Below are 24610 nucleotides of genomic sequence, written 5' to 3' on the forward strand. Positions count from 1 at the left end.
CCGTTCCTTGCAAATTCTGCAAGGAACGGACCGTTCATGGCACGGGGCGGACGATCTTGACGGTGCCCCCGGCTATCGTCTTGTCCCGTGCCCTCCCGTGCTGATTTCCCCGGTGTCCTCGAACTCCTGACCCACGCGGTCGAGTCCGTCGGCGGTGCCGAGCGCGAGGGCCAGGTCAAGATGGCGGACGCCGTCGGCCGCGCCATCCGCACCGGCGAGCACCTGGCCGTCCAGGCGGGCACCGGCACCGGGAAGTCGTTGGCCTATCTCGTTCCCGCGATCCGGCACGCGGTCGAGAAGGAGGCCACGGTCGTGGTCTCCACGGCCACCATCGCGCTGCAGCGCCAGCTCGTCGACAGGGATCTCCCCCGGCTGGCGAAGGCGCTCAAGAAGCCCCTCGGCCGCGAGCCCACCTTCGCGATCCTCAAGGGCCGCCGTAACTACCTCTGCCTCCACCGGCTCGATTCCGGCGCCCCGGACGAGCCGGAAGACCAGCAGCTGTTCGACCCGTTCGCCGTCTCCCGGCTGGGCAAGGAGGTCACGCGGCTGCGGGAATGGTCGTCCGACACCGAAACCGGTGATCGCGACGAGCTGGTCCCCGGCGTTTCGGACCAGGCGTGGCGCCAGGTGTCCGTCACCGCCAAGGAATGCCTGGGCGCGTCGCGCTGCCCCATCGGCACGGACTGCTTCGCCGAGCGGTCCCGCGCCGAGGCGGGCAAGGCCGACGTCGTGATCACCAACCACGCCCTGCTGGCGATCGACGCGCTGCAGGGTTATCAGGTGCTGCCCGAGCACGATCTGGTGATCATCGACGAGGCACACGACCTGGTGGACCGCGTGACCTCCGTGGCGACCGGGGAGCTGACCAGCGGCATGGTCTCCGCCGCCGCCCGGCGCTGCGGGAAACTGGTCGACGACGAGGTGGCCGATCAGCTGCTGGAGGCGAGCGACGGCCTGGCCCTCATCCTCGACGACATGCCCTCGGGCCGCATGGACTCGCTGCCGCAGGCCCTCACCGGCGCGATCCCCGCGGTCCGCGACGCCGCGCACCGCTGCCTCACCTCGCTCGGCAAGGACCGCAAGGAAGACGTCGACGAGGCCACGGCCCGCAAGCTGGCGCGGTCGCTGCTCGAAGAGGTCCACGACACCGCCGTCCGGCTGATCGAGGCCTTCGACGACGATCAGGCGCATCAGCGTGACGTCGTCTGGCTGACCGGGGACCGCTTCTCCACGAACCCGCGCCCGCCCGCGCTGAAGGTCGCTCCGCTGGGGGTGGCCGGTCTGCTGCGGGAGCGCGTCTTCAACCAGCACACGACCGTCCTCACCTCGGCGACGCTGACCTTGGGCGGCACGTTCGACACCATGGCCCGGCAGTGGGGTCTCCCGCCCGGCGGGGCCAGGGTCGAGAAGGCACCGGGCGCGGCGACGGACAAGGCCGCCCCCACCGACAGTGACGACGCCGACGGCCCGAAGTGGACCGGCCTCGACGTCGGCTCCCCGTTCGACCACAAACGCAACGGCATCCTCTACCTGGCCAAACACCTGCCGCCGCCGGGAAGGGACGGGTTGCAGCCCTCGACCATGGACGAGCTGGCCGAGCTGATCGAGGCCGCGGGCGGGCGCACGCTCGGCCTGTTCTCCTCGATGCGCGCGGCGAAGCAGGCCACCGAGGAGATGCGGGAGCGGCTCGACCTGCCGATCCTCTGCCAGGGAGACGACGCCACCGGCCTGCTCGTGCAGAAGTTCTCCGAGGACGCCCGCACCTGTCTGTTCGGCACGCTGTCGCTGTGGCAGGGCGTCGACGTGCCCGGTCCGTCGCTCCAGCTCGTCGTGGTCGACCGGATCCCGTTCCCCCGCCCGGACGATCCGGTCTCGTCGGCGCGGCAGCGGGCCGTGGAAGCCAGGGGCGGCAACGGGTTCCTCACCGTCGCGGCCACGCACGCCGCGCTGCTGCTCGCGCAGGGCACCGGACGGCTGCACCGTTCGGTCACCGATCGCGGTGTCGTGGCGATCCTGGATTCGCGGCTGGCCACCGCCCGCTACGGCGGATTCCTGCGCGCCTCGCTGCCGCCGTTCTGGCCGACCATGGACCCGAAGGTCGCCCGCGACGCGCTGCGCCGCCTCGACGCGGCCGCCCCGGCCTGAGTGGCCTGGAACACGGCCGAGTACCGTTAACGGAACGCCGAAGACAGGGAGAACCGGTTGTCCCAGGAGTCGCCCAACGCACAATCCCGGACCGTCAGCGTCGATGACACCGGAGTGCGGCGCCAGCTCGCGGACGGCAGCGAGGAAGCCGTCACGTGGTCCGAGCTGTCCGCGGTGGTGGTCAGAGTGATCCCTGAAGGCCCGTGGAAGGAAGACGTCTTCTTCATGCTCGCCGGCGCCGACGGGAAGGGCACCGCGATCCCCAGCGGCGACCCGGCCGCCGACGCGCTGATCGAGCGGCTGCAGACGCTGCCCGGCTTCGACAACGAGAAGTTCATCGAGGCCATGACCACCGACGCCGACGAGGCGTACGTGGTCTGGAGCGCCGAAGGCCACGCCGCCAAACACTGAGCCAAGTGCTATGAACGGTCCGTTCCTTGCAAAATTTGCAAGGAACGGACCGTTCATAGCATCCGGGGGGGGGCTACTCGACCGGGAAGCTTTCCGTGACCGGGATGCCCTTCTTCAGCGTCCGGCTCACCGTGCACAGCCGCTCGATGGCGCGATCCACAGCCGCCGCGAGCGCCTCTCGATCCTCAGCGGGCAGAGACGACACGTCGACGTCGAAAGCCACGTGGACGGCGTCGAGCTCCGAAGCACCTTCGCGCCGGTCCGCGGTCACGCCGACCCGGAACTTCGAGTCCTCCCCGATCCGGCGCGTGATGAGGTTCTCGGCGGTGACGGCCGAACAGCCCGCCGCCGCGATCTGCAGCAGTTCGGCGGGTGAGAAAGCGCCCTCGGCGCCCTTGCGGCCGATCACGACCTCGGCACCGCGTTCGTTGCGGCCGATGAAGCGGTGCTCGCCGTCGCGCTGGACTTCCAAAGACACGGTTTTCCCTTTCAGAGTGGCGGCAGCCTCGGGGCGATCCCGCCGGCGAGCCGTTCCGCGGCCGGGCACATCTCCTCCGGCCGCTTGACCTTGTCCGCGACGTAGATCTCCACCGTCTCGATCATGGCACGACCGTCGCCGGTGAAGCCCCGATGCGGGATCTCGGCCTGACAAGCCTTCCATTCGGGCGAGACCTCGACGAAGGCTTCCCGCGATCCGAGAACGACGCGCCTCCCGTCGTCTTCGAACGGCGCCCGCTCCCGTTCGAACCGGATCGTCACCTCCGTCTCGCGGTGATTCCAGTAGCACTCCCAGTTGCCGAACACCGGATCCGCCGTCGCCGGGCCGCCCACGATCGCTCGCGGCAGGTCCCCGCCCAGCGTGCAGGCGTCGAGACTCCCGAGCGAACCGGCGGGGAAGGGGGCGGGACGCCGCTCGACCGGCTCCCGGTTCAGCACACTCACCGCGTGCGTGGCCACCGGATCGACGTAGTCGCACAGATGCGCGTGCCAGTTCTTGACATGCCGGGCGTGCACCCACACCTGGTTGCCGTCCGGCAGCGGGATACCCCGCGCGCATTTGTCTTCGGAGTCGCTCGGCACCTCGCGCACGATCAGCTGCCCCGGCAACGGCTTGTCCAGCAACGGTGACGTCGGCGTCGTCAGTTCGAGCCGGATGTCGACGATGTCCTCGTCGTCGGGGCTCAGGCGCAGCCGGACACCGCACGCGTTGAAGTTGCCGCCGGCGCTGTCCAATTCCGGGGTCCCGAGATGGTTCAGCACGGACGGATCCATCAGCGCACACGGATCTGCCGTCCGCCGGTCCCCGATCAGCTCGGACGGCGGGCCCGCCGCGATCGACGCGGGCTCCCTGGTGGCGAAGAGCAGTCCCCCGATCAGCACCAGCACCGCCGCGACGGCACCGATCGCCACCGCGCGCCTGGTCACGCGGAACCGCCGTGTCCGTACGGGACCATCGACGTCCGCGACCGCGGACAGCAGTTCGGCGGCGCGGACGGCGTTCGGCCGTCCGGCGGGTTTGCGCCGCAGCAGTTCCGTCAGCGCGGGCGCCAGCTGTCCGGCCCGGCGGATCGGCTCCAAGCTGTACGACGACGCGCGCCGGAGCTGGACGAACGGTCCCACGCTCGCGTCTCCCCATACCGACGTGCCTTCGACGGCGGCGAACAGGGTCGCGCCGAGCGAGAACACGTCCGCCGCGGCGCCCGCCTGCCGCCCTTCGGCCATCTCGGGCGCGACATAGCCGGGAGTGCCGACGTCGAGGCCGCCGCCGGTGCGGGTCACCTCCGCCCATTGCGCGATGCCCAGGTCGGTGAGTTTGGCGGTGCCGTCGTCGGCCACCAGGACGTTGCCCGGTTTGAGGTCGCGGTGGACCATGCCCTTCTCGTGCATCGCCGCGAGCGCCGCGGCGAGCTGGACACCGATCTTGGCCACCTTGCCGGGCGGCAGCGGCCCGTCGGAGTCGATGACGTCGGCGAGGCTGCGCGAGGGCAGGTACTCCATCACGAGCCAGCGATCGTCACCGTCGATCACGGCATCGAAGACGGTGACCACGTTCGGATGATGCAGGCCCGCGCCGATCCGCGCCTCGCGCCGGATTTGACCGCTGTCCCCGGCCTGCGAACGTTTGAGGGCGACGACCCGCCCGAGGTCCAGATCGGTGGCACGCCAGACCACGCCCATACCCCCGGCGCCTATCCGCTCCTCCAAGCGATAGCGCCCGGCGATCAGCCGGTCACCCATGCGGGGAGTATAGGAGGCTAACCCCTTTGGGCTATGACCGTGACGGTTCCGGGATCCACTTCGGTGAACCCGGCGTCCCGGACCGCGACGACCCCGTCACGGCGCCACGAGCCTTCGGGATCCTCGACCGGGCAGAGTGCCTTCCAGGTCGCGACCGGCGGAGTCCGCACCGAACACCGGAACCCGGTCCCGGCCCACGCGGCCAGTTCGGTTTCGTCCAGCAATGAGGCCAGGATCATCGTCGCGTGCCCGACCTGGGCCGCGCCCTTGCCGACGGTCATCGAGACCTCGGGATTCAGCAGCAACCGCGGGAGGCCGTCCGGCGCGGGCCCCGGCTCGTCGGCGGGGAGCTCGCTCCCGGAGATCTGCAGCCGCGAGACCTCTTTCGGAGCCTCCACGACACGGCCGGGCAGCAACGCCCGCGCCTCGGCTCCGTCGACCTCGATCGTGATCCCCGGCAGCTCCTGGACCGCTTGCCAGTGCGCACCGCGCGCCCGCCGGGCGACCTTGCGGATCCGGCCGTCGACCCATGCCTTGAGCGGGTCGTGCCAGTCGCCTCCCGGCAGCGCGCGTTCATCGAGACAGACCGCCACCGCGGCCGCCGCGGCGGCCTCCAGCAACGCGGTCCGGGACGGCGGTTCGGCCCGTTCCATCCGCAGGATCACCGGCATGGCGCGGACCTCGGCGGGATCCTCGTCAGAGGTGTCCACCGTGTCTTCGGCGGGCAGCCCCAGCCAGTACGCATAGCGCGCGGCCAGCGGCTCCAGCACGCTCATGGCCGGGAAAGCTCGAGACCGTCGGCCGCGTCGGCCGCCTCGATCTCGGCCCTGGTGACACCGAGCAGGAACAGCACGGCGTCGAGGTACGGGTGGGAAAGCGCGGTATCGGCGACCTCACGCAGCGCGGGCTTGGCGTTGAAGGCGACACCCATCCCGGCGACCGACAGCATGTCGATGTCGTTCGCCCCGTCACCGACCGCGACGCACTGCTCCAGCGAGATCTCGTACTCCTCGGCGAAGCGGCGCAGCGCCGTCGCCTTGCCCGCCCGATCGACGATGTCGCCGACCACCCGGCCGGTGAGCTTGCCGTCGATCACTTCGAGTTCGTTCGCCGCCGCGAAGTCGAGGCCGAGGTCGTCCACGAGGGACTCGATGATCTTGGTGAACCCGCCCGAGACGACCCCGCAGCGGAAGCCCATCCGCTTAAGCGTGCGGATGGTCGTGCGCGCGCCCGGGGTGAGCTCGATGGACGCGGCGACCTCGTCGAGCACCGTTTCCGGCAGCCCTTCCAGCAGCGCGACGCGGCGCTCCAAAGACTCGCCGAAGTTCAGCTCGCCGCGCATCGCGGCCTCGGTGATCTCGCGGACCTGCGGTTCGACCCCGGCGTGCGCGCCGAGCATCTCGATGACCTCGCCCTGGATGAGCGTGGAATCGACGTCGAAGACGACCAGGCGCTTGGCGCGGCGGGCAAGCCCGGCCCGCTCGACCGAGATGTCGATCCCGGCCTCGACGGCGGCGTCCGCGAGCGCGGTGCGCAGCGCGGCGTCGGCCTCCGGGGTGTCCTGGGCGAGCGAGGCGTACAGCTCCAGCCCGGTCACCGGGTAGTCGGCGACGCTGCGGATCGAGTCGATGTTGACGTCCAGCGCGGCGAGCCGGCGCGCGACGTCGGAGAAGGCCCGCGCGGTCACCGGACGGCCGAGCATCAGCAGGACATGCGTCGAGTCCTTCTGGCCGATGGCGAACGGGTCGGCGCCGATGGCCGAGCCGATCTTCACCTCGACCTCCATCCCGACCGACGCCATCGCCTGCTCGACGTACTCCTGCAGGCCCTCGGGGTCGCGGTAGACCCCGGCGAGCACGCCGAGCACCAGCTGGCCGCGGATGACGACCTGCTCGACGTCCAGGACGTCCACGTCGTGGCGCGACAGCACGGCGAACAGCACCGAGGACACACCCGGTTTGTCGGGTCCGGTGGTGGTGATGAGAACTGGTGTCTGCGTCACGGGGGTCAGTCTCCCTCAGCCGGACATAAAAAAGGCGCGTGCCTTGCCCCTGTGTGAGGCAAGGCACGCGCCATTTCCGCTTATCGGGTCACTTCTCGCTGGAGTTGTCCTCGGAGTGGTCACCCGGCATGGCCGCCTCGGTGAGCACCTGGGACGGCGCCCGGTGGGTGTTGACCTTCTGCTTCCCGAAGAAGCCGATCTCACCCTCCTTGTGGATGCGCTCCATCATGTGCGGGTAGTGCAGCTCGAACGCCGGACGCTCGGACCGGATCCGCGGCAGCTCGGTGAAGTTGTGCCGCGGCGGCGGGCAGGAGGTCGCCCATTCGAGCGAGTTGCCGTAGCCCCACGGGTCGTCCACCGTGACGATCTCGCCGTACCGGTAGCTCTTGAAGACGTTCCAGATGAACGGCAGCGTCGAGGCACCGAGGATGTACGCGCCGATCGTGGAGATCGTGTTCAGCGTCGTGAACCCGTCGGACTGCAGGTAGTCCGCGTACCGGCGCGGCATGCCTTCGGCGCCGAGCCAGTGCTGCACCAGGAACGTGGCGTGGAAGCCGATGAACGTGGTCCAGAAGTGCCACTTGCCGAGCTTCTCGTCCATCATGCGGCCGGTGATCTTCGGGAACCAGAAGTAGATCCCGGCGAACGTGGCGAACACGATCGTGCCGTAGAGCACGTAGTGGAAGTGCGCGACGACGAAGTAGCTGTCGGACACGTGGAAGTCGATCGCCGGCGCGGCCAGCATGATGCCGGTCAGACCGCCGAAGAGGAACGTGACGATGAAGCCCATCGAGAAGATCATCGGCGTCTCGAAGGACAGCTGGCCCTTCCACATCGTGCCGATCCAGTTGAAGAACTTCACGCCGGTCGGGACCGCGATCAGGAAGGTCATGAAGGAGAAGAACGGCAGCAGCACGGCGCCGGTCGCGTACATGTGGTGCGCCCACACGGCCACCGACAGCGCGGCGATCGCCAGCGTCGCCCAGACCAGGCCCTTGTAGCCGAAGATCGGCTTGCGGCTGAAGACCGGGAAGATCTCCGACACGATCCCGAAGAACGGTAGCGCGACGATATAGACCTCTGGATGGCCGAAGAACCAGAACAGGTGCTGCCAGAGGATCACGCCGCCGTTCGCGGGGTCGAACACGTGCGCCCCGAGATGCCGGTCCGCCAGCAGCCCCATCAGGGCCGCGGTCAGGATCGGGAACGCCAGCAGGATCAGGATGCTGGTGACCAGGATGTTCCAGGTGAAGATCGGCATCCGGTACATCGTCATACCGGGGGCGCGCAGGCAGACCACCGTGGTGATCATGTTGACGCCACCGAGGATGGTGCCGAGACCGGACACGACCAGACCGGAGATCCACAGGTCGGCGCCGACGCCGGGCGAGTGGATGGCGTCCGACAGCGGGGTGTAGGCGAACCAGCCGAAGTCGGCGGCGCCACCCGGGGTCAGGAAGCCGGACAGCACGATCAGGCCGCCGAACAGGTACAGCCAGTACGAGAACGCGTTCAGCCGGGGGAACGCGACGTCGGGCGAACCGATCTGCAGCGGCAGGATGAAGTTCGCGAAGCCGAAGAGGATCGGCGTCGCGTACAGCAGCAGCATGATCGTGCCGTGCATGGTGAACAGCTGGTTGTACTGCTCCTGCGAAAGGAACTGCTGCCCGGGACGCGCCAGCTCGGAGCGGATCAGCATCGCCATCGCGCCGCCCACCATGAAGAAGGCGAACGACGTGACCAGGTACATGATGCCGATTTGCTTGTGGTCCGTCGTGCGGAACAACCGCAGCAGGTACGAACCCTTAACCGACTCGCGCGCGGGATACGGGCGCGTGGCGATCGGCTTGGGGGCTACGGCCGTCACTCCTGCCTCCAACACTCAAACCTTGTGGTGGTCAATGTTCTGCCGTCGGCCGGGTTCTGCGACCCAATCCGGCGGCTAGTGGGGATCGTAGCCCTCACTACCGACAGTCGCGCGCACCGGCTGGCAAGATCGCGCCGTGACCGACGAACACACGCGGGCGGGAGTGGCCGCGGCGATCGCCGTCGGTGACCGGTACGGGCTCCCGACCGGCCACCCCGAGGTCCTGCATTTCAAGTCGAACGTGCTGGTGAGGCTGGGTCCGGTGGTGGCGAGGGTGCCCGGTACGACACGGCTCGCCCGGTCCTCGCCCGAGGACTGGCTCGCGCGCGACGTCGAGCTGTCGAGGTACCTCACGGAACGTGATGTGCTCGTCGTCTCACCGACCACGGATCCCCCGGCGGGACCGCATTTCGCCGACGGGCTCCCGGTCACTCTCTGGCACTACACGCCGCATGAACCGGGGCACACGCTCTCGCCGCGCGAGGTCGCGCTTTCCCTCTCCCGGGTGCACGCCGCGCTCGCGGACTATCCCGGTGAGCTACCCGAACTCGGACCCGTCCGTGAACTCCGGACGCTGCTCGACCGGCACGGCGCCGTCATGGGCCCCGCGCTGCCCCGGTTGTACGACGAACTAGAACGGGTCGCGGCGGCGCTTCCGGACGGCGAAGCCCGGCCGCTGCACGGAGACGCCCATCGGGGGAACGTCGTCGCGACCGCGGCCGGGCCGTGCTGGCTCGACTTCGAGGACACCTGGCGCGGGCCGCTCGGCTGGGACCTCGGCGTGCTTTACGCCCAGGCCGGGCGCGCGACTCTGGACGCGTACCCGCTGGACGTGACGCCTTCGTCGCTGGAGCCCTTCGTCGCGTTGCGGCGGTTGTTCGAGGTCCCGTGGCGCTTCGTGATCGCACGGCGGTTCCCGGAGCGGCTCGGCGAGGCGGAAGCGGCGCTGGAGCGCTACTTCTCCTCCCGCGTTCAGTCCTCTTGATGCGGCGGTTCGCGTTGGCCGGGGTGGTACCTACTGGCCGTGTTGCGTGATCAGATGGACGACACACGTGATCGGAGGGACGACACGCGTGATTGGCGGGCTTGGCCGTGTGCCGTCCATCCAGTCACGCGAGGTCACTCACGACCCACCGGGCTCAGACGGCCTCCATCAGGAGCTGAGCCGCCACGTCGACGCCGTCCGTCCGCACCTCACCGCCGACCCGCGCGGCCCGCGAGGCGACTTCGGGGCGAAGCACCTCGCCGAGAGCGAGTGTCAGCGCTTCGGCGGAGGGCTCCCCCGTGATCGACGTCCCCACCCCGAGATCCCGGACGCGCTGCGCGAAGTAGGGCTGGTCGAACGTCTGCGGGACGAGCACCTGCGGCACCCCGGCCCTGGTCGCCGCCGTGGTCGTGCCGGCGCCGCCGTGCTGCACGACGGCCGCGACCCGCGGGAACAGCGCCTGCTGGTTGACGTCCCCGATCGCGATGCAGTCGGGTTCGTCGTCGATCAGCGCCAGTTCGGTCCAGCCGCGGAACACGATCGCCCGCCGCCCGTGCGCCCTCGCCGCTTCGATCATCGCCTTCGCGATCTCCTCCGGGGCGCGGATGCTCCCGAATCCGAAGTAGACCGGCGGTTCCCCGTCGTCGAGGAACGCCTCCAGTTCCGGCGACAGCGGGCTGTGGTCCGGCAGGAGCCAGGCGCCGGTCTGGTGGACGTCCAGCGCAGACGGACCCCGCCACGGCGCCAGCACCGGATCGGCGGCCAGCCATGGGCGCTCGGTGAAGATATGCCCGCGCACGTCGTCGACCGGTGACAGGCCCAGCAGTTTCCGCTGCGCGTCGAGTACGCCGCCCCATTGCCCGTTCCACCGTTCCGCGTCGTCGGCCCACAAGGCCGGGATGTCGGCGTCGGGATTCTTCGGCGCCCATCCCGGGAAAACGGGCGGACGATGGTGCAGCGAAGGCAGCGTTATCGGGCAGTAAGCGGTGAAGAAATAAGGAATTCCTTTCCGCTCGGCCACCGAATGGGCGGCGATGTTCAACGCCATTCCCGCGACGACGGCGTCGCAGCCCTCGGCCGCCTCCGGCATCGTCTCGAACTGGTTCACCACCATCGCCTCGGCCATCGCGCGCCGCCCTTCCGGCGTGGCCATCGCCTTGGTCATGGCGGAATCCGGCTTCGCCGTCGACCGCAGCTCCGGCCCCAACGGCGCGAAGGAGATCCCGAGACCTTCGGCCCAGTCACGGAAATCCGGCGGCGCGCAAAGCCGGACTTCCTGGCCGAGTTCCCGCAATCGCACCGCCAGTGCCACCAGCGGCTGCACCTCGCCCCTCGTCCCGATAGTGGACAGGAGTACACGCATGGGAATCCCCCTTCGGCAAAAAACGTGAAGGCACGAATTGTGGACCGGGAATGGGGGCTTGCCGCAAGCCCCGGGGTCCGCTATACCTTTGAAGGGGCGAGGGGAACCTTTTCTTACGCGGGATACCAGCCCAAGATCGCTTCGACGACTCCGGCCGGATCCTCCAGCGGCGTCAGATGTCCCGCCTCCGGCAGCACCACCAATGTCGCTTCCGGCAGCGTTTCCACCAGGGTGTTCGCCGCTTCCAACGGGGTCAGGCCGTCCTCTTCGCCGACCACGACCAGCGCCGGGACGTCCGCCGAGCGCAGCGTTTCGAGCGAATCGGGCCGGGCCGCCATCGCGCGCGCCGCCCACGCGATCCCGGACGGCGGCTGGGTCGTGATCAGCTCGCGAAGCCGTTCGACCACTTCAGGGCGCGCCTTCTCGGCGAGCAATCCCGGCGTGACGGCTTCGGGCATCCAGCCGGTGCCTTCCGATTCGACCCGGGCCGCGACGTCGTATCGGGCCTGCACGGCCTCGGGGGTGTCGGCGGTCGCCTTCGTGTCGATGAACACGAGCCCGCCCACGCGTTCCGGCGCGAGGCGCAGCACGGCCATCGTCAGGTAGCCGCCCATCGAGCAGCCGCCGAGGACGACCTTGTCGAGCCCGAGCCGGTCGAGCAGCGCGACCACGTCGCGGGCGGCGTCGTCCAGATCCGGCTCCCGGTCCGTTTCCGGCAGCGGGCTGCGACCGAGACCACGCTGGTCGGGGGTGATCAGCCGCAGGCGTTCCGAGAGCGGCGCGCGGACCGCGTCCCACATGCGGGCGTCGACGGGGAAAGCGTGCAGCAGTACCAGCGGGAGAGCGTTCATGGCGATAATTCTGTCGCACCCGGACGCTACCGTCGGATCCGTGCTGACAGAGATCAAGACGGAGAGGCTGCTGCTGCGGAGGCTGCGCGAGGCGGATCGCGAGAACATCGTCGCGCTGCAGGCCGATCCGGAGACGAACAGGTTCAACCCGGAGCCGCACACCGTCGAGGGTGCGAACGAGCTTTACGACGCCTGGCTGAAGCAGTGGGCCGAGCACGGGTTCGGTTATCTCATCGTGTCCGCTTCGGACGATCCGGAGACGATCCTCGGTTTCGGCGGCGTCCGGTATCACGAATGGAACGGCGAGCGCGTGCTGAACCTCGCGTACCGCTTCTGGCCGTTCACCTGGGGCAAGGGCTACGCGACGGAGATGGCGGCCGCCGTCGTCGACTGGGCGGAGCGGGAGATCCCCGACGTCCCGGTGATCGCCAACATCATGGCGTCCAACAAACCGTCGATCCGGGTCGCCGAACGGCTCGGTTTCACGGTCCACACGGAGGAGGAATTCGCGGGAGAACCTTCATTGCACCTGCGGCGCTGAAGCTCACCAGCGGCCAGGGCGGCGCCGGGACCGCGCGCCCCAGCACGCCTTGTGCCAATGGCGGCGGTCGGCGACCCCGCCGGTGTCGTCGGCGGGCCACGCGACCAGATGCGGGGTCCCCTGCCGGATCTCGTGGTCGCAGCCGGGACAGCGGTAGTCCTTGGTGGCCTGCGCGCCGGGCACGGTGCGCACCAGCCACTCGCCGTCGGAGGCGGATTCGGAGCGCGCCCAGCCGGTCGACGCGCCGAGGTCGGGGCGTCCACCGCGTTCGGGCCGGTTACGTCGTGGCACGCCAGAAACGGTATACGGCGGACCCCGTCAGCCGCCGAAGCAGGCGCGCAGGGTCACACAGGTTCCGCCCTCCGCCGGATCACGCGTGACGGCGGCCGGATCACGCGTGACGGCGGCCGGATCACGCGTGACGGCGGCCGGAACACACCACGCTAGCCACCGAAGTAGGCGCCCGGCGTCACACCGACCGCGCGGCGGAACGCGGCGACGAAAGCGCTCGGCGAGGAGTAGCCGATCCGGCGGGAGACCGCGGTCAGCGGCATACCCTCGGCCAGCAGCGGCAGGGACGCGCGCAGGCGGGCCTGGACCCGCCACGCGCCGAACGTCGTGCGGCACTCGGTGAGGAACAGCCGCGCGAGGGTGCGTTCGCTCGCGCCCGCGTGACGGGCGAAATCCGCGAGGCCGCGGCGATCCGCCGGATCGGCGATCACCGCTCGCGCGACGGCCAGCGCACGTCCGTCGGACGGCATGGGCACGGTGATCGGCACGACGTCCACCGGTTCGAGCAGGTCGAAGGCGACGGCCTCGGCCCGGCGGCGCGCGTCGTCGCCGAGGTCGGCCGCGCCGAGGTGTTCCAGCAGTTCGCGCAGCAGCGGACGGACGGCGACGAGCGTCGGTTCGGGCCAGCGCACCGGACTTCGGTCCCGGGCGGCGTAGATCCCCCGCAACACGGTTTGCGCGGTGGCACCGGTCCGGTGAACGACCCCGGCCGGGATCCAGAGGGCCCTCGTCGGCGGCAGTACCCAGTGCCGCTCGCCGACGTTCACGTTCAGGATCCCCCGCGCCGCCCAGGCGAGCTGGTGGCCGTCGTGTTCGTGCCACGGGAGCCAGGTGCCCGCCGGCAGATCCATCTCGCCCAGCACCATCGCCGTGGACATCGGCGGCAGGAGTCCGATATTCGACATCGGTTGGCAGCCTATCGCCTACCGGTCACCGTTAACTTCGGATTCATGCCGATGAACCTGGTGCACCGCAAACTCTGCAGTTCCGCGCTGTGGGCGAAGGCCGTCGCCGCCGAGATGCCGGGCAGCGTCGCGGGCTTCGACCTCGGCGACTCCGTCCTGGAGATCGGCCCCGGCTTCGGCGCGACCACTCGCGCGCTCGTCGGGCTCGTCCCCCGGCTCACGGCCATCGAGATCGACGAGGCGTCGGCGGACCTCCTCAAGCGGGAGTTCGACGGCCGGGTGCGGATCGTCCAGGGCGACGGAGCGGCTATGCCCTTCGAGGACGGCGAGTTCTCCGCGGTCGTCTGCTTCACGATGCTCCACCACGTGCCGACGACGGCGTTGCAGGATTCGATCTTCGCCGAGGCGTTCCGCGTGCTCCGCCCCGGCGGTGTCCTGCGCGCGATCGACAGCCTGGAGAGCTTTCCGTTCCGCCTCCTCCACCTCGGCGACACGATGAACACGCTCGACCCGGTCTCGCTCTGGCCCCGGCTCACCGACGCCGGGTTCACCGACATCAAGGTCGACCACGTACCGAAGCGGAGCGTGAAGTTCTCGGCCCGGAAGCCGGCCTAGGCCGTGTCCTGTAAGTCTGTTCGATGGGCTTCGTGATCCAGGTGGTTCCTGACGGTGCGGGCGGATCGGCCTCGTACCGGGTCGTACTCGGCCGCATCCACCCGTGCCGTCAGGGACCGCCTGGGCGCGAAGACCGCGAACAAGACTTGCAGGACACGGCCTAGCCGCGCGCGAGGACCAACGGGACGAGTTGCTCGGCTGGGGTGAGCGAGCCGTGCTGGCCGACCAAGGAGGACTCGACGGCCTCCGCCAGTTCCCGCACGAGCCCGAAACGCCCCTTCGCCGCCGCGACCACGTCGCCGATACGCGGGCGGACCCGGTCGGAGACCGGCCCGAACCAGCCCGCCTCGACGGCCTCGTCGCGCGGGAGGATCCACGCCCGGTCGCCGATCACCTCGCGCCAGGCCGCCAGGACGTCGGCCTCCGCGCCCGGTTCGCAGTAGACGTGCCGTGCCCGGACCTCGCCCCCGATGGCCCGGACGCCACCGAGCAGCGCGGGTGTCTCGTCGATGTCGAGCGCGCCCTCGACGGTCACCATGCCGTGGTCGGCCACGACGGCGAGGAGCGCACCCGGCGGCAGACCGTCCACAAGGGACTCGACCAGCCGGTCGACGTGCCGCAGCTGCATCCGCCACGGCGCCGAGCCGGGTCCGTAGACGTGGCCCAGCATGTCGAGCTCGCTGTGATAGCCCCAGCAGAACGCGGGCCGCGCTTCGAGGCAGTGCAGGACGCAGGCGGCCAGGTCGCCGAGCGCGTGGACACCCACATAGCGCGCGCCGGACTGCGTCGCCCGGGTGAGCGCGGTGTCGGCGAACTTCGCCGAAGACACCACGCTGGTCGTGATCCCGGCGGCCGCGGCGCGTTCGAACGTCGTCGGCAGCGGCTGCACCTCGCGCGGCGGCAGGGCCCCGCGGAGATCGCCGCCGTCCACATGGCTGCTCCAGCGAAGCGCGTTCAGGACGCCGGTGCCCGGCACCTCGAAGCTGTACCCGACCAGGCCGTGCTCCCCCGACGCCAGCCCGGTGCCGATCGCGCCGAGACCGGCCGCCGTCGTCGCCGGGAAACCGACCCGCAGCGGCGACTTCGCCAGCTGGGTGAGCACGGGGGCGTCGGCGGCGTGCTCGGCCAGCAGTTCCCAGCCGAGACCGTCGATGAGCAGGACACAGGCGCTCGACGCCTCCGCCAGGCTCAGCGAATTGGCGAACTCCTCGGCGCCGAGGGCGGAGAGCACGGACGGGACGACTTGGCCGAGGTGCGGCACATGCGCCGCGACAGGCAGTTCCACCCGGCCAGCTTGCCATCCCGGAGGCGGAAAGGAGATGGGATAATGGCGAAATGCCGACTTACGCCTACCGCTGCCGCGAATGCTCCGGAACCTTCGAACTGCTGCGGCCGATGAGCGAGTCCGGTGCGCCCGCGCCGTGCCCGGAGGGCCACCAGGACACCGTCAAGCTGCTGACGACCGTCGCGCTGACCGGGTCGGCCTCCGGCCCGGCCCCTGTTCCCGCAGGTGGAGGCGGTTGTTGCGGCGGAGGTTGCTGCAGCTGACCCACCCGTTCGGGTGGCGCAACGTGTGATCGCCCGAATGGCGGGTATCCCCCTCCCACCAGCCTGGAAGCTCCAGTGGTGGGAAGGGAGAAAGTCCAGTGGCCACATCAGCACTGGCGGCCGTCGACTTCGGTCAGGGCGTGTCGAGCGCCTGGAGTTCGGTCGCCACCTTCGTCCCGAAACTGCTCGCGTTCCTGGTCATCCTGTTCATCGGCTGGCTGATCGCCAAGGCGCTCTCGAAGGCCGTGAGCATGGTGCTCGAGAAGGTCGGGTTCAACCGGCTCCTCGAACGCGGAGGCTTCAAACAGATGCTCGCGCGCAGCCAGTTCGACGCGTCGGGCATCATCAGCAAGATCGTCTACTACGCGATCCTGCTGATCGCCCTGCAGTTCGCGTTCGGCGTGTTCGGCCCGAACCCGGTGAGCGCCCTGCTCAACGACATCGTCGCGTGGCTGCCGCGCGCCATCGTCGCGATCGTCATCGTGGTGATCGCCGGTGCGGTCGCCAAGGCGGTCAAGGACCTGATCGGCAACGCCCTCGGCGGGGTGTCCTACGGCAAGGTGCTCGCCACCATCGCCTCGGTGTTCATCTGGGGCCTCGGCGCGATCGCCGCGCTGAACCAGATCGGCGTGGCCACCGCGGTCACGATGCCGGTGCTGATCACCGTGCTCGCCACGGTCGGCGGCATCGCCGTCGTCGGTGTCGGCGGTGGTCTCATCAAGCCGATGCAGCAGCGCTGGGAGACCTGGCTCGGCCGGGCCGAGGCGGAGATCCCCGCCGCGAAGGCGCAGGCCGAGGCCTACCAGCGCGGTCGCGAGGACGCCGGCCGCTCGGGTGAGATGCCGACGGAGCGGACCGCGGTCCACCAGCCGGTGCCCGCCGGGCAGCACGCCGGAGACCCGAACATGCCGACGCGGCATCAGCAGTTCCCGCCCAGCCAGGGTCAGGTGCCGCAGCACCAGGATCCCGGCCAGCGGCCCCCCGGTGGAAACATGCCCCCACCGCCGGAGTACCGCTGACCTTCCACGGGAGCGGGTGGGGCGGCCGGCCGCCCTACCCGTTCCCGGTCGGCTGGGTCCGCCGGTCGTCCATCGTGGCGGCCAGCGAACACACGCCGACCAGCCGCGCGGTCAGCCAGTCGCTGGTGGTCCACGCGGTCAGATCGGCCGGAGCCCGGAACGTCCAGCCCTTGGCCTTCGCCTCGTCGAGCAGCCCGCGCGTGTAGCCGGCGAGGAGGACGACCCCCGCGACCGTCGCCGAGCCTTCGACCCCGACCGCGAGGATGTCCCGCACCGCGGCGGAGTGCTGGTCGAAGACGGCCGACAGCCCGGGCACGGCCGCCGCGGCGGCGAGCCCGGCCACACCGATCTGCTGGTGCAGCCGGGAAAGCGTGCTACGAGCCGAAGATTCCACCCAGGACGAGACCAGATCTTTCACCCGACCAGGTTAACCAGGCCGGACGATTTGTCGACATCCCGGTGATGACGATCGCAGAACTGCGCCTGTTGGCGGAGCTGAGATTTGGCGCCTTCAGCACCCGCCGCGGCCTGGAAAGACCAGGCCGCGTCCTGCCGACGTCGATCGCGGACGCGGGTTCACCAACAAGAACTCAGCACGCCTTGAGTGCCTGATCCAGGTCGTGCCACAGGTCCTCGACGTCCTCCAGCCCCACCGACATGCGGATGAGCCGGTCGGTGACCCCCGCGCCGCGCCGGTCGTCCTCGGCGACGATCCGGTGGCTGATCGAGGCGGGATGCTGGATGAGCGAATCCACACTGCCGAGGCTGACGGCCGGGGTGATCAGCCGGACCGCGCCGATGAGCGCGTGCGGGTCGCCGTCGACCTCGAAGGCGATCAGCGGACCACCGACGGCCGGGTAGTGGACGGCGCTCACGTTCGCGTGCGCGCGAAGCCGCTCGACGAGTTCGGCGGCCGTCGCGGACGCGGCGTTGACGCGCAGCGGAAGGGTCGAGAGGCCGCGAAGCAGCATGTACCCGGCAAGCGGGTGCAGCACGCCTCCGGTGGCGAAACGGATCTGCCGCAACATGCCCGCGTCTTCGGCGCCGCAGGCGACCACGCCGCCCATGACGTCGCCGTGCCCACCGAGGAATTTGGTCGCGCTGTGCAGGACGAACCGGGCACCGTGCCGCCCCGGCCGCTGGAGCACGGGGGTCGCGAAGGTGTTGTCGACCAGCACCGGGACCTCGCCCGCGGCACGCACGATCTCGGCGATGTCGACCTCGCGCAGGGTCGGGTTCGCGGGGGTTTCGAGCAGCACCAGCCCGGTGTCGGGGCGCAGTGCCGAGGCGACGTCCGCCGGATCGGCCCAGGTCACCTCGGTGCCGAGCAGCCCGGACGTGAGCATGTGGTCGGTGCAGCCGTAGACCGGCCGGACGGCTACGACGTGCCGCTTGCCCTGCGCCACCGCGGCGAGCAACGAGGCCGAAACCGCGGCCATACCGGTGGCGAACGCGACGGCGTCCTCGAACCCTTCGAGTTCGGCCAGGGCCTTCTCGAAGCGCTCGACGGTCGGGTTGCTCAGCCGCCCGTAGACCGGGAGCCCGGACAGCGAGCCCGTGGCGGCGAACTCGTCGATGCGGCCCGCCTCCTCGACGCTGTCCCGCGACGGGTAGGTCGTGGACAGGTCGAGCGGAGCGGCGTGGACGCCGAGGTCCGTGAGATCGTCACGGCCGGCGTGGACAGCTCGGGTGCGCAGCGTTGCGGTCATACCCCAGATGGTGCGATTTTCTCCGAAACGACCGCAATATCCTCGGATATCATTCGCTGATGTCGGATTCCGTCGAACTGAGCACGGTTGATCTTCGAATTCTGCGGCTCTTGCAGAACGACGCCCGGATCTCGAACAAGGATCTGGCGGCCGAGGTCGGCGTCGCGCCCTCGACCTGTCTCGACCGAGTCAACCGGCTGCGCGAACTCGGGGTGATCATCGGCCAGCGCGCCGAGGTGGACGCGGCCAAGCTCGGCCGCCCGCTCGAAGCACTCCTGTTCGTCCAGGTCCGCCCGCACCGGCGCGCGCTGGTCGATTCGTTCGTCGAGCATCTGCTGGCGCTGCCCGAGGTCCGCGCCGTGTACCACCTGACCGGCCCGGACGATTTCCTCGCGCATGTCGCCACCGCTTCGGCGACCGAGCTGCAGCGGCTGGTGCTCGACGAACTGACCGCCCGCGACGAGGTCGCCCGGGTGCACACGAACCTGGTCTTCCAGCACTGGAGCGGGGGACCTTTGCTACCACCCGGCTGATCAGGCGATGCGGACCTTGAACGGATGCCGCGGATCGGCAGGGCAGGTGAAGATGTTCAGCACCCCCTGGCCGCCGAACGCCCAGCCCGCCGGTTCGTCCTCGGCGACCTCGCATCCGCAGCCGGCCTCGTGCTCCTCGGTGGCCAGCGCGATCGTCTGTCTCAGCTCGGCACCGCACTCCCGGCAACCCAGATCGACGCGATCGGCCGCGTGCCAGGCCGTCCAGCCGCCGATCTTCGCGTAGTGGTCCAGCTCGGGCCAGCCCTCGGGGTCTTCGCTCGCGCCTTCGGGGATGCCGAGCGCGGCGCGGGTCTCCGGCGGGAAATCGCAGAGCCGGGGCAGCTCGTCGATCGAGCACGGTTCGAAGACGCACGGTTCCGGCAGGTAGGCGGCTTCGGCGCCCTCGGGTGCGGGCGGCGGGTCCGCGATGTCGCCCACCTCGCCGGAATCGCGCCACACCAGCCGGACCGCGGGGCCGCGGTGGAACGGGTTGTCGTGCTCCAGCGGGCAGAACAGGATCTGCAGGACGTCGGTGCCCTCTGGGAAGGGCAGCTCCGGGAAGTCGTCGCGGAAGAACTGCGCCGCGCCGACCATCGCCGGGACCGGCTCGTCGAGCGGATGCCCGCCCGGCCACGCGTCGTCGGACGCGTCGGGGTCCGGCGGCCAGGTCACCGGGCACTCCGGCCATGGCTCGTCCGACGGCCAGAGCAGCGGGCCGCCGAAGTGGCTTTCGTCCGGACGGGGCATTCCCGGCGCGGGATGCAGCCGGATGGCCGTCCGGACCAGGTCGTTCAGACCGGGGATGGGCACCCCGTCGTATGTGAGCTGACGCACTCCCGGGAGCTTAGAGGTCCGGCAGCGGATCTTCAGGTTTTCCCCGCATGATCTCGGCATCCGCGGCGTGCACGACGGAGATGTACTCGTCGTCGATCTCGTAGTCGACGCCGTTGAACTTGAACCACGGGACGGTCGAGGTGTCGACCGGCCCGATCCGATGGTTCCGCAGCGTCGTCGAGACGACGCGTTTCGGCATCTTCCGGCTCAGATACCCGGTGGTCATGATCGTGATCGTCTTGCGGGTCACCGCGAAGAACACTCCGGGGTTGGTGCTGCCGAAGACGTCGGCTGGGAACACGTAGTGGATCTCGTCGTCCGGATCGAGGAGTTCCTTGATCCGTTTCCTGACCCCCGCGGAAACCGGCATGGCACCCAAGTTACCGGGCCGAGTAGTCCTTGAAACCCTTCCCCGTCTTCCGGCCGAGCCGTCCGGCGGTCACGAGGTGCTCCAGCAGCGGCGCGGGCGCGAAACCCTCTTCCCGGAACTCGTTGTACAGAGTCCGCTGGATCGCCAGCGAAACGTCCAGCCCGACGACGTCGAGCAGCTCGAACGGACCCATCGGCAGCCCGCAGCCCACCTTCATCGCGGTGTCGATGTCGTCGGCCTCCGCGTAGTGCGCCTCGAGCATCTTCACCGCGTCGTTCAGGTACGGGAACAGCAGCGCGTTCACGATGAACCCGGCCCGGTCGCCACAGTGCACGGGGTGCTTGCCCACGGCCGCGCAGACGGCGTCGACGGTCGCGATCACGTCGGGAGCGGTGGCGATGGTGGAGACGACCTCGACGAGTTTCATCACCGGCGCCGGGTTGAAGAAGTGCACGCCGACCACGTCGGAAGGGCGCGAGGTGGCGGCCGCGCATTCGATGACCGGCAGCGAGGACGTGGTCGTCGCCAGGACCGCGCCCGGCTTCACGACGTCGTCGAGCGCGGCGAAAACGGCCTGCTTGACGGCCAGGTCTTCGGCCACCGCCTCGACGACGAGATCGACGTCGGCCAGTTCCTCGAACTCCACCGCCGGCGAGATCCGGCCGAGCGCGGCGGCGGCGTCCTCCTCGGACAGCCTGCCCTTGACGACGGCCTTGTCCAGCGACTTCTTCACCCGCGCGACCGACGCCGCGGCCTTCTCCGCGCTCCGTGCCCGCAGGATGACCTCGTAACCACGTTTCGCGAACACCTCGACGATGCCCGTCGCCATGGTCCCGGTCCCGACGACACCGACCTTGCGCACCTCACGGGTTGTCGTGGTGTCCACTGTGGACGCCGTGACCGCGTCGGTCACCGTCGGCGAATCGGGCTCGTCGTAGGTGTAGAAACCCTGGCCCGTCTTCCGGCCGAGCAGCCCGGCGGTGATCATCTGCTTCAGCAGCGGCGCCGGCGCGTGCAGCCGGTTGCGCGACTGGTGGTACATCGTGTCGAGGATCTCGTAAGCGGTGTCCAGCCCGATGAGGTCGAGCAAAGCCAAGGGCCCCATGGGATATCCGCAGCCGAACCGCATCGCCGCGTCGAGGTCCTCACGGGTGGCGTAGCGCTGCTCGTACATCCGCACGGCGTGGTTGAGGTACCCGAAGAGCAGGGCGTTGGCGATGAACCCGGCGCGGTCGCCGATCACCACCGGGGTCTTGCCGAGCCGTTCGGCGAACGCGACGACGTCGGTGACCACGTCGGGTTCGGTGACAACGGTGCGGACGACCTCGACCAGCTTGAGGATCGGCGCCGGGTTGAAGAAGTGCATCCCGACGACCTTGCCCGGTCGCGCGGTGTGCACGCCGATCTCGGTGATCGACAGCGATGAGGTGTTCGAGACGAAGATCGTCTCCGGGCCGGTGATCTTGTCCAGCTGCGCGAACACGTCGGATTTCGCTTCGAGGTTCTCCGGGATCGCCTCGATCACCAGATCCACATCGGACAGTTCCGCCAGCGAGGTGGTGTACCGGATCCGGTCCAGGAGCGCGCTCCGGCCGGCCGCGTCGAGCTTGCCGCCGGACACCGCCCGTTCGGTCGAATGCTCCAGGTGACCCCGGCCGCGGTGGACGCCGTCGTCGTCGATCTCCACCGCGACGACCGATACGCCGCTCCGCGCGAGCACCTCGGCGATCCCGGCACCCATGGTGCCGAGACCGATGACTCCCACACTCGAGATTTCCCGCGCCACAACCGGCCTCCGGAGGTTACTCGCTGGTAGTTTCCCCGATCGTGCCATGCCGGGACGCGGAAAGCAGCGGCTGTCACCCTCCGAATCGAGTAAGTGTCACTCGGGGACGAGGGCTCCAGGACGCTTTTCCCTCCCGCCCCGGATGCAATGAACGGTCCTTTCCTTGCAAAATTCGCAAGGAAAGGACCGTTCCTGGCACGGGCGACGGGGTGGGAGAAGCGCCTAGCGCGTGAAGGCCCCCTTCCCTCGGCTGAGCCGAGGGAAGGGGGCCTTCACGCGCTACGAGCCTCAGCTCATTCGCCGAAGTTCTGGTCGACGAGGTCCTTGACCTTGGTGAGCGCTTCGTCGGCCTGCGCGCCCTTCGCACGGACCTCGATCCGGTCACCCTGACGCGCGCCGAGCGCCATCAGCGCGAGCACGCTGTTGGCGTCCGCGGTCTCGCCGCCCAGCCGCACGGTGACCTGCGCGTCCAGCCCCGCGATACTGCGGACCAGTACCGCGGCGGGCCGCGCGTGCAGCCCGACGTCGTTCCGCAGCGTGAGTTCGACGCTGGTCTCGCCGTCCTGCGCGCCTTCGTCGAACGTCAGGTCCGGGGGTGCTCCCGCCGAGGCGGCCGCTTCGGCGACGGCCCGGCGATCCGCCCCGCCCTGCGCCGCGACGGCGGCGGCGATCGCGCCTTCGACCAGCGGCGCGTCCACGACGACCGCGGCCGACGGGTCGGCGAGCGATTCGACCGCCAGTTCCGCGGTCATCTGCGCGCTGCCGAGGTCGTACAGCAGGACGACACCCGATCCCGAATCCGCGCGCTGTGTCGCGGCGACGACCTCGTCGTAGTCCGTGCCGATCCCGCCATCGGCCAGGCCACCCGCCGCCGCGATGGTGACGTCCGGCGCCATCTGCACGGCGAGTTCCGCGAGCCCTTCGGCGAGTTTGGCGCTGTGGGAGACGAGCACGATTCCGACAATCACTTGGCGGCCTCCGCGAACGCGCGCAACAGCAGTGCCGTCGAACGGGCACCGGGATCCATATGCCCGATCGCCCGCTCGCCGAGGTACGACGCCCGGCCCTTGCGCGGGACGAGCTCCACAGTGGACTCGGCGCCCTTGTCCGCGGCGTCCGCCGCCGCGGAAAGGAGCGCAGCGATGTCGGAGCCGGCCGCTTCCTCGGCCGCGGAGACGGCGGGGATCAGGGCGTCGACCATGGTCGCGTCTCCCCCGACGGCCTTGCCACGGGCCTGCACTCCTTCGAGCGCCGCGCGCAGGGCCTCGACCAGCAGCGGGCCGTCCACTTCGGCCGCGTCGCCCAGCTTGACCGACGCGCGCAGGAAAGCCGTGCCGTACAACGGGCCCGCCGCGCCGCCGACCTTCGAGATCAGCGTCGTGGCGGCGAGCTTCGCGACCCCGGCGGGGGTTTCGGGGACGGCGGAGTCCAAAGCGGACACGATGGCGGTGAACCCCCGGTCCATGTTCTCGCCGTGGTCGGCGTCGCCGATCGCGCGGTCGAGTTCGATCAGCTCGACCCGATGCTCGGCGATCACCACGGCCGCCGCCCGCAAGGCGGCGGCGAGCGTCTCGGCGGTGCAGGCCATCAGACTCCCCACCTCAGGGCCGGGGTGTTCACCGGCGCGTCCCACAACTCGGTCAGCTCGTCGTCCAGTTTCAGCAACGTCAGGCTCATCCCCTGCATCTCGAGGCTGGTGATGTACGGCCCCACCAGCCGCCGTTCGACCACGATCCCACGCTCGGCCAGCAGCCGCTCGGCGATCCCGTGGGCGAGGTACAGCTCGACCAGCGGGGTCCCGCCCATCGAGTTCGTGAACAGCAGGACCTTGTCCCCCTCGGCGAAGGGCAGGTCCGTGACCACCGCTTCGACCATGCGCGCGACGAGTTCGTCGGCCGTCACCACCGCGGTCCGCTCGATACCCGGCTCGCCGTGGATGCCGATGCCGAACTCGATCTCGTCGTCGGCGAGGTCGAAACTCGGCTCGCCCGCGTGCGGCACGGTCGGCGCGGTGAGCGCGACGCCGATCGACCGGACTTGGCCGATAACCTTGCGTGCCAAGGCCTCCACCGCGTCGAGCGTGTCTCCCCGTTCGGCGGCGGCACCGGTGATCTTCTCCAGCAGCACCGTGCCGCCGACCCCACGACGGCCGGCGGTGTAGGTCGAGTCCTTGACCGCGACGTCGTCGTCGATGACCACGCTGCGCACGTCCAGCCCTTCGGCGGCGGCGAGTTCCGCGGCGGTCTCGAAATTGAGTACGTCCCCGGTGTAGTTCTTCACGATCAGCAGCGCGCCCGCGTCCCCGGTGGTGGCCTTGACCGCGGCTTCCACGGCGTCCGGCGTCGGCGAGGTGAACACCGCGCCCGGGACGGCGGCGGCGAGCATGCCCTGTCCGACGAAGCCGCCGTGCAGCGGTTCGTGTCCCGAACCGCCGCCGGAGATCACCGCGACCTTGCCCGCCAGTGGCGCGTCCACGCGCACCACGATCGCCGGGTCGTCCTCGACGCGCAGGACGTCCGCATGCGCCGCGGCGAGTCCGCGCAACGATTCCGCGACCACCGTCTTCGGGTCGTTGATGATCTTCTTCAAGGGTGGCC

26 protein-coding genes are annotated in these 24610 nt (G+C 69.8%); 8 read left to right on the forward strand and 18 right to left on the reverse strand.

All coding sequences use genetic code 11. From position 1 onward, the window contains the following. Positions 1-87 precede the first annotated feature (87 nt). Both ACIBTM_RS01905 and ACIBTM_RS01910 read left to right on the forward strand, forming a co-directional pair. On the forward strand, positions 88-2145 hold the full coding sequence (locus ACIBTM_RS01905; protein ID WP_395874607.1) for an ATP-dependent DNA helicase: 2058 nt from the start codon (positions 88-90) through the stop codon (positions 2143-2145). 57 nt (positions 2146-2202) lie between these two features. Beyond that, complete coding sequence (locus ACIBTM_RS01910; RefSeq protein WP_016336796.1) at positions 2203-2556, forward strand: hypothetical protein; 354 nt, start codon at positions 2203-2205, stop codon at positions 2554-2556. 73 nt (positions 2557-2629) lie between these two features. Here the strand turns inward: ACIBTM_RS01910 and ACIBTM_RS01915 are convergent, their stop codons facing one another. The 5 genes from ACIBTM_RS01915 to ctaD all read right to left on the reverse strand — a co-directional run bounded on the left by ACIBTM_RS01915 (position 2630) and on the right by ctaD (position 8663). After that, on the reverse strand, positions 2630-3034 hold the full coding sequence (locus tag ACIBTM_RS01915; RefSeq protein WP_395874610.1) for an OsmC family protein: 405 nt from the start codon (positions 3032-3034) through the stop codon (positions 2630-2632). Positions 3035-3045: 11 nt separating this feature from the next. Then, the gene (locus ACIBTM_RS01920; protein WP_395874612.1) at positions 3046-4794 is read right to left on the reverse strand and encodes a serine/threonine-protein kinase; all 1749 of its coding nucleotides are present in this window, start codon (positions 4792-4794) and stop codon (positions 3046-3048) included. A 17-nt stretch (positions 4795-4811) separates the two neighbouring features. Further along, positions 4812-5570 (reverse strand): peptidyl-tRNA hydrolase, encoded by a 759-nt coding sequence (locus ACIBTM_RS01925; RefSeq protein ID WP_395874614.1) that lies wholly within the window; start codon positions 5568-5570, stop codon positions 4812-4814. Next, complete coding sequence (gene serB, locus ACIBTM_RS01930) at positions 5567-6796, reverse strand: phosphoserine phosphatase SerB (RefSeq protein ID WP_395874616.1); 1230 nt, start codon at positions 6794-6796, stop codon at positions 5567-5569. The genes ACIBTM_RS01925 and serB overlap by 4 nt, the downstream gene beginning before the upstream one ends. An 88-nt stretch (positions 6797-6884) precedes the next feature. Then, entirely contained in the window at positions 6885-8663 is a 1779-nt protein-coding gene (gene ctaD, locus ACIBTM_RS01935) for a cytochrome c oxidase subunit I (protein ID WP_395874618.1), read from the reverse strand. A gap of 136 nt (positions 8664-8799) precedes the next feature. Here ctaD and ACIBTM_RS01940 point away from each other — a divergent pair, with 136 nt between their 5' ends. Next, complete coding sequence (locus ACIBTM_RS01940) at positions 8800-9648, forward strand: phosphotransferase (protein WP_395874620.1); 849 nt, start codon at positions 8800-8802, stop codon at positions 9646-9648. A 154-nt stretch (positions 9649-9802) separates the two neighbouring features. Here ACIBTM_RS01940 and ACIBTM_RS01945 read toward each other — a convergent pair whose 3' ends face one another. Both ACIBTM_RS01945 and ACIBTM_RS01950 read right to left on the reverse strand, forming a co-directional pair. Beyond that, entirely contained in the window at positions 9803-11011 is a 1209-nt protein-coding gene (locus ACIBTM_RS01945) for a glycosyltransferase (RefSeq protein ID WP_395874622.1), read from the reverse strand. Between the two features lie 113 nt (positions 11012-11124). Then, positions 11125-11862, reverse strand: a complete 738-nt coding sequence (locus ACIBTM_RS01950) for an alpha/beta fold hydrolase (protein WP_395874624.1) — start codon at positions 11860-11862, stop codon at positions 11125-11127. Here ACIBTM_RS01950 and ACIBTM_RS01955 point away from each other — a divergent pair. Then, positions 11861-12403 carry a GNAT family N-acetyltransferase gene (locus tag ACIBTM_RS01955; RefSeq protein ID WP_395874626.1) on the forward strand — a complete coding sequence of 181 codons (543 nt, stop codon included), beginning with the start codon at positions 11861-11863 and terminating at the stop codon, positions 12401-12403. The two genes, ACIBTM_RS01950 and ACIBTM_RS01955, sit on opposite strands and share 2 nt — an antisense overlap. Before the next feature lie 3 nt (positions 12404-12406). Here ACIBTM_RS01955 and ACIBTM_RS01960 read toward each other — a convergent pair whose 3' ends face one another. After that, entirely contained in the window at positions 12407-12694 is a 288-nt protein-coding gene (locus tag ACIBTM_RS01960) for a hypothetical protein (protein WP_038522495.1), read from the reverse strand. A 152-nt stretch (positions 12695-12846) separates the two neighbouring features. Next, positions 12847-13599, reverse strand: a complete 753-nt coding sequence (locus ACIBTM_RS01965; RefSeq protein WP_395874628.1) for an AraC family transcriptional regulator — start codon at positions 13597-13599, stop codon at positions 12847-12849. A 51-nt stretch (positions 13600-13650) separates the two neighbouring features. Here ACIBTM_RS01965 and ACIBTM_RS01970 point away from each other — a divergent pair, with 51 nt between their 5' ends. Then, entirely contained in the window at positions 13651-14214 is a 564-nt protein-coding gene (locus tag ACIBTM_RS01970; RefSeq protein WP_395875769.1) for a class I SAM-dependent methyltransferase, read from the forward strand. Between the two features lie 160 nt (positions 14215-14374). On the opposite strand, the gene ACIBTM_RS01975 is transcribed toward ACIBTM_RS01970, so the two are convergent. Further along, entirely contained in the window at positions 14375-15499 is a 1125-nt protein-coding gene (locus tag ACIBTM_RS01975) for an alkaline phosphatase family protein (RefSeq protein ID WP_395874630.1), read from the reverse strand. A gap of 50 nt (positions 15500-15549) precedes the next feature. On the opposite strand from ACIBTM_RS01975, the gene ACIBTM_RS01980 reads away from it, so the two are divergent. Both ACIBTM_RS01980 and ACIBTM_RS01985 read left to right on the forward strand, forming a co-directional pair. After that, a complete protein-coding gene (locus tag ACIBTM_RS01980) occupies positions 15550-15762 on the forward strand; it encodes an FmdB family zinc ribbon protein (protein ID WP_395874632.1) in 213 nt (70 codons plus the stop codon). 98 nt (positions 15763-15860) lie between these two features. Next, complete coding sequence (locus ACIBTM_RS01985) at positions 15861-16781, forward strand: hypothetical protein (protein ID WP_395874634.1); 921 nt, start codon at positions 15861-15863, stop codon at positions 16779-16781. Positions 16782-16815: 34 nt separating this feature from the next. Here ACIBTM_RS01985 and ACIBTM_RS01990 read toward each other — a convergent pair whose 3' ends face one another. Together ACIBTM_RS01990 and ACIBTM_RS01995 are read right to left on the reverse strand one after the other, a co-directional pair. Continuing rightward, on the reverse strand, positions 16816-17199 hold the full coding sequence (locus ACIBTM_RS01990; RefSeq protein WP_395874636.1) for a DUF6401 family natural product biosynthesis protein: 384 nt from the start codon (positions 17197-17199) through the stop codon (positions 16816-16818). Positions 17200-17371: 172 nt separating this feature from the next. Beyond that, positions 17372-18490: a trans-sulfuration enzyme family protein gene (locus ACIBTM_RS01995; RefSeq protein ID WP_395874638.1), complete on the reverse strand. Its 1119-nt coding sequence runs from the start codon at positions 18488-18490 to the stop codon at positions 17372-17374. Positions 18491-18549: 59 nt separating this feature from the next. On the opposite strand from ACIBTM_RS01995, the gene ACIBTM_RS02000 reads away from it, so the two are divergent. After that, positions 18550-19023 (forward strand): Lrp/AsnC family transcriptional regulator, encoded by a 474-nt coding sequence (locus tag ACIBTM_RS02000; protein WP_016336815.1) that lies wholly within the window; start codon positions 18550-18552, stop codon positions 19021-19023. On the opposite strand, the gene ACIBTM_RS02005 is transcribed toward ACIBTM_RS02000, so the two are convergent. The 6 genes from ACIBTM_RS02005 to dhaK all read right to left on the reverse strand — a co-directional run bounded on the left by ACIBTM_RS02005 (position 19024) and on the right by dhaK (position 24602). After that, the gene (locus ACIBTM_RS02005; RefSeq protein ID WP_395874640.1) at positions 19024-19857 is read right to left on the reverse strand and encodes a hypothetical protein; all 834 of its coding nucleotides are present in this window, start codon (positions 19855-19857) and stop codon (positions 19024-19026) included. It abuts the gene before it with no gap. Between the two features lie 10 nt (positions 19858-19867). After that, the gene (locus ACIBTM_RS02010; RefSeq protein WP_395874642.1) at positions 19868-20227 is read right to left on the reverse strand and encodes a hypothetical protein; all 360 of its coding nucleotides are present in this window, start codon (positions 20225-20227) and stop codon (positions 19868-19870) included. A gap of 10 nt (positions 20228-20237) precedes the next feature. Beyond that, positions 20238-22013 (reverse strand): 3-hydroxyacyl-CoA dehydrogenase family protein, encoded by a 1776-nt coding sequence (locus ACIBTM_RS02015; RefSeq protein WP_395874644.1) that lies wholly within the window; start codon positions 22011-22013, stop codon positions 20238-20240. A gap of 293 nt (positions 22014-22306) precedes the next feature. Next, positions 22307-22981 (reverse strand): dihydroxyacetone kinase phosphoryl donor subunit DhaM, encoded by a 675-nt coding sequence (gene dhaM, locus ACIBTM_RS02020; RefSeq protein ID WP_395874646.1) that lies wholly within the window; start codon positions 22979-22981, stop codon positions 22307-22309. Next, positions 22978-23601, reverse strand: coding sequence for a dihydroxyacetone kinase subunit DhaL (gene dhaL, locus ACIBTM_RS02025; protein WP_395874648.1), 624 nt, complete (start codon positions 23599-23601; stop codon positions 22978-22980). Before dhaL ends, dhaM begins: the two co-directional genes overlap by 4 nt. Continuing rightward, positions 23601-24602 carry a dihydroxyacetone kinase subunit DhaK gene (gene dhaK, locus ACIBTM_RS02030; RefSeq protein WP_395874650.1) on the reverse strand — a complete coding sequence of 334 codons (1002 nt, stop codon included), beginning with the start codon at positions 24600-24602 and terminating at the stop codon, positions 23601-23603. The genes dhaL and dhaK overlap by 1 nt, the downstream gene beginning before the upstream one ends. Positions 24603-24610 lie beyond the last annotated feature (8 nt).

The organism is Amycolatopsis sp. NPDC049868 (genome assembly GCF_044461365.1).
GTDB lineage: Bacteria > Actinomycetota > Actinomycetes > Mycobacteriales > Pseudonocardiaceae > Amycolatopsis.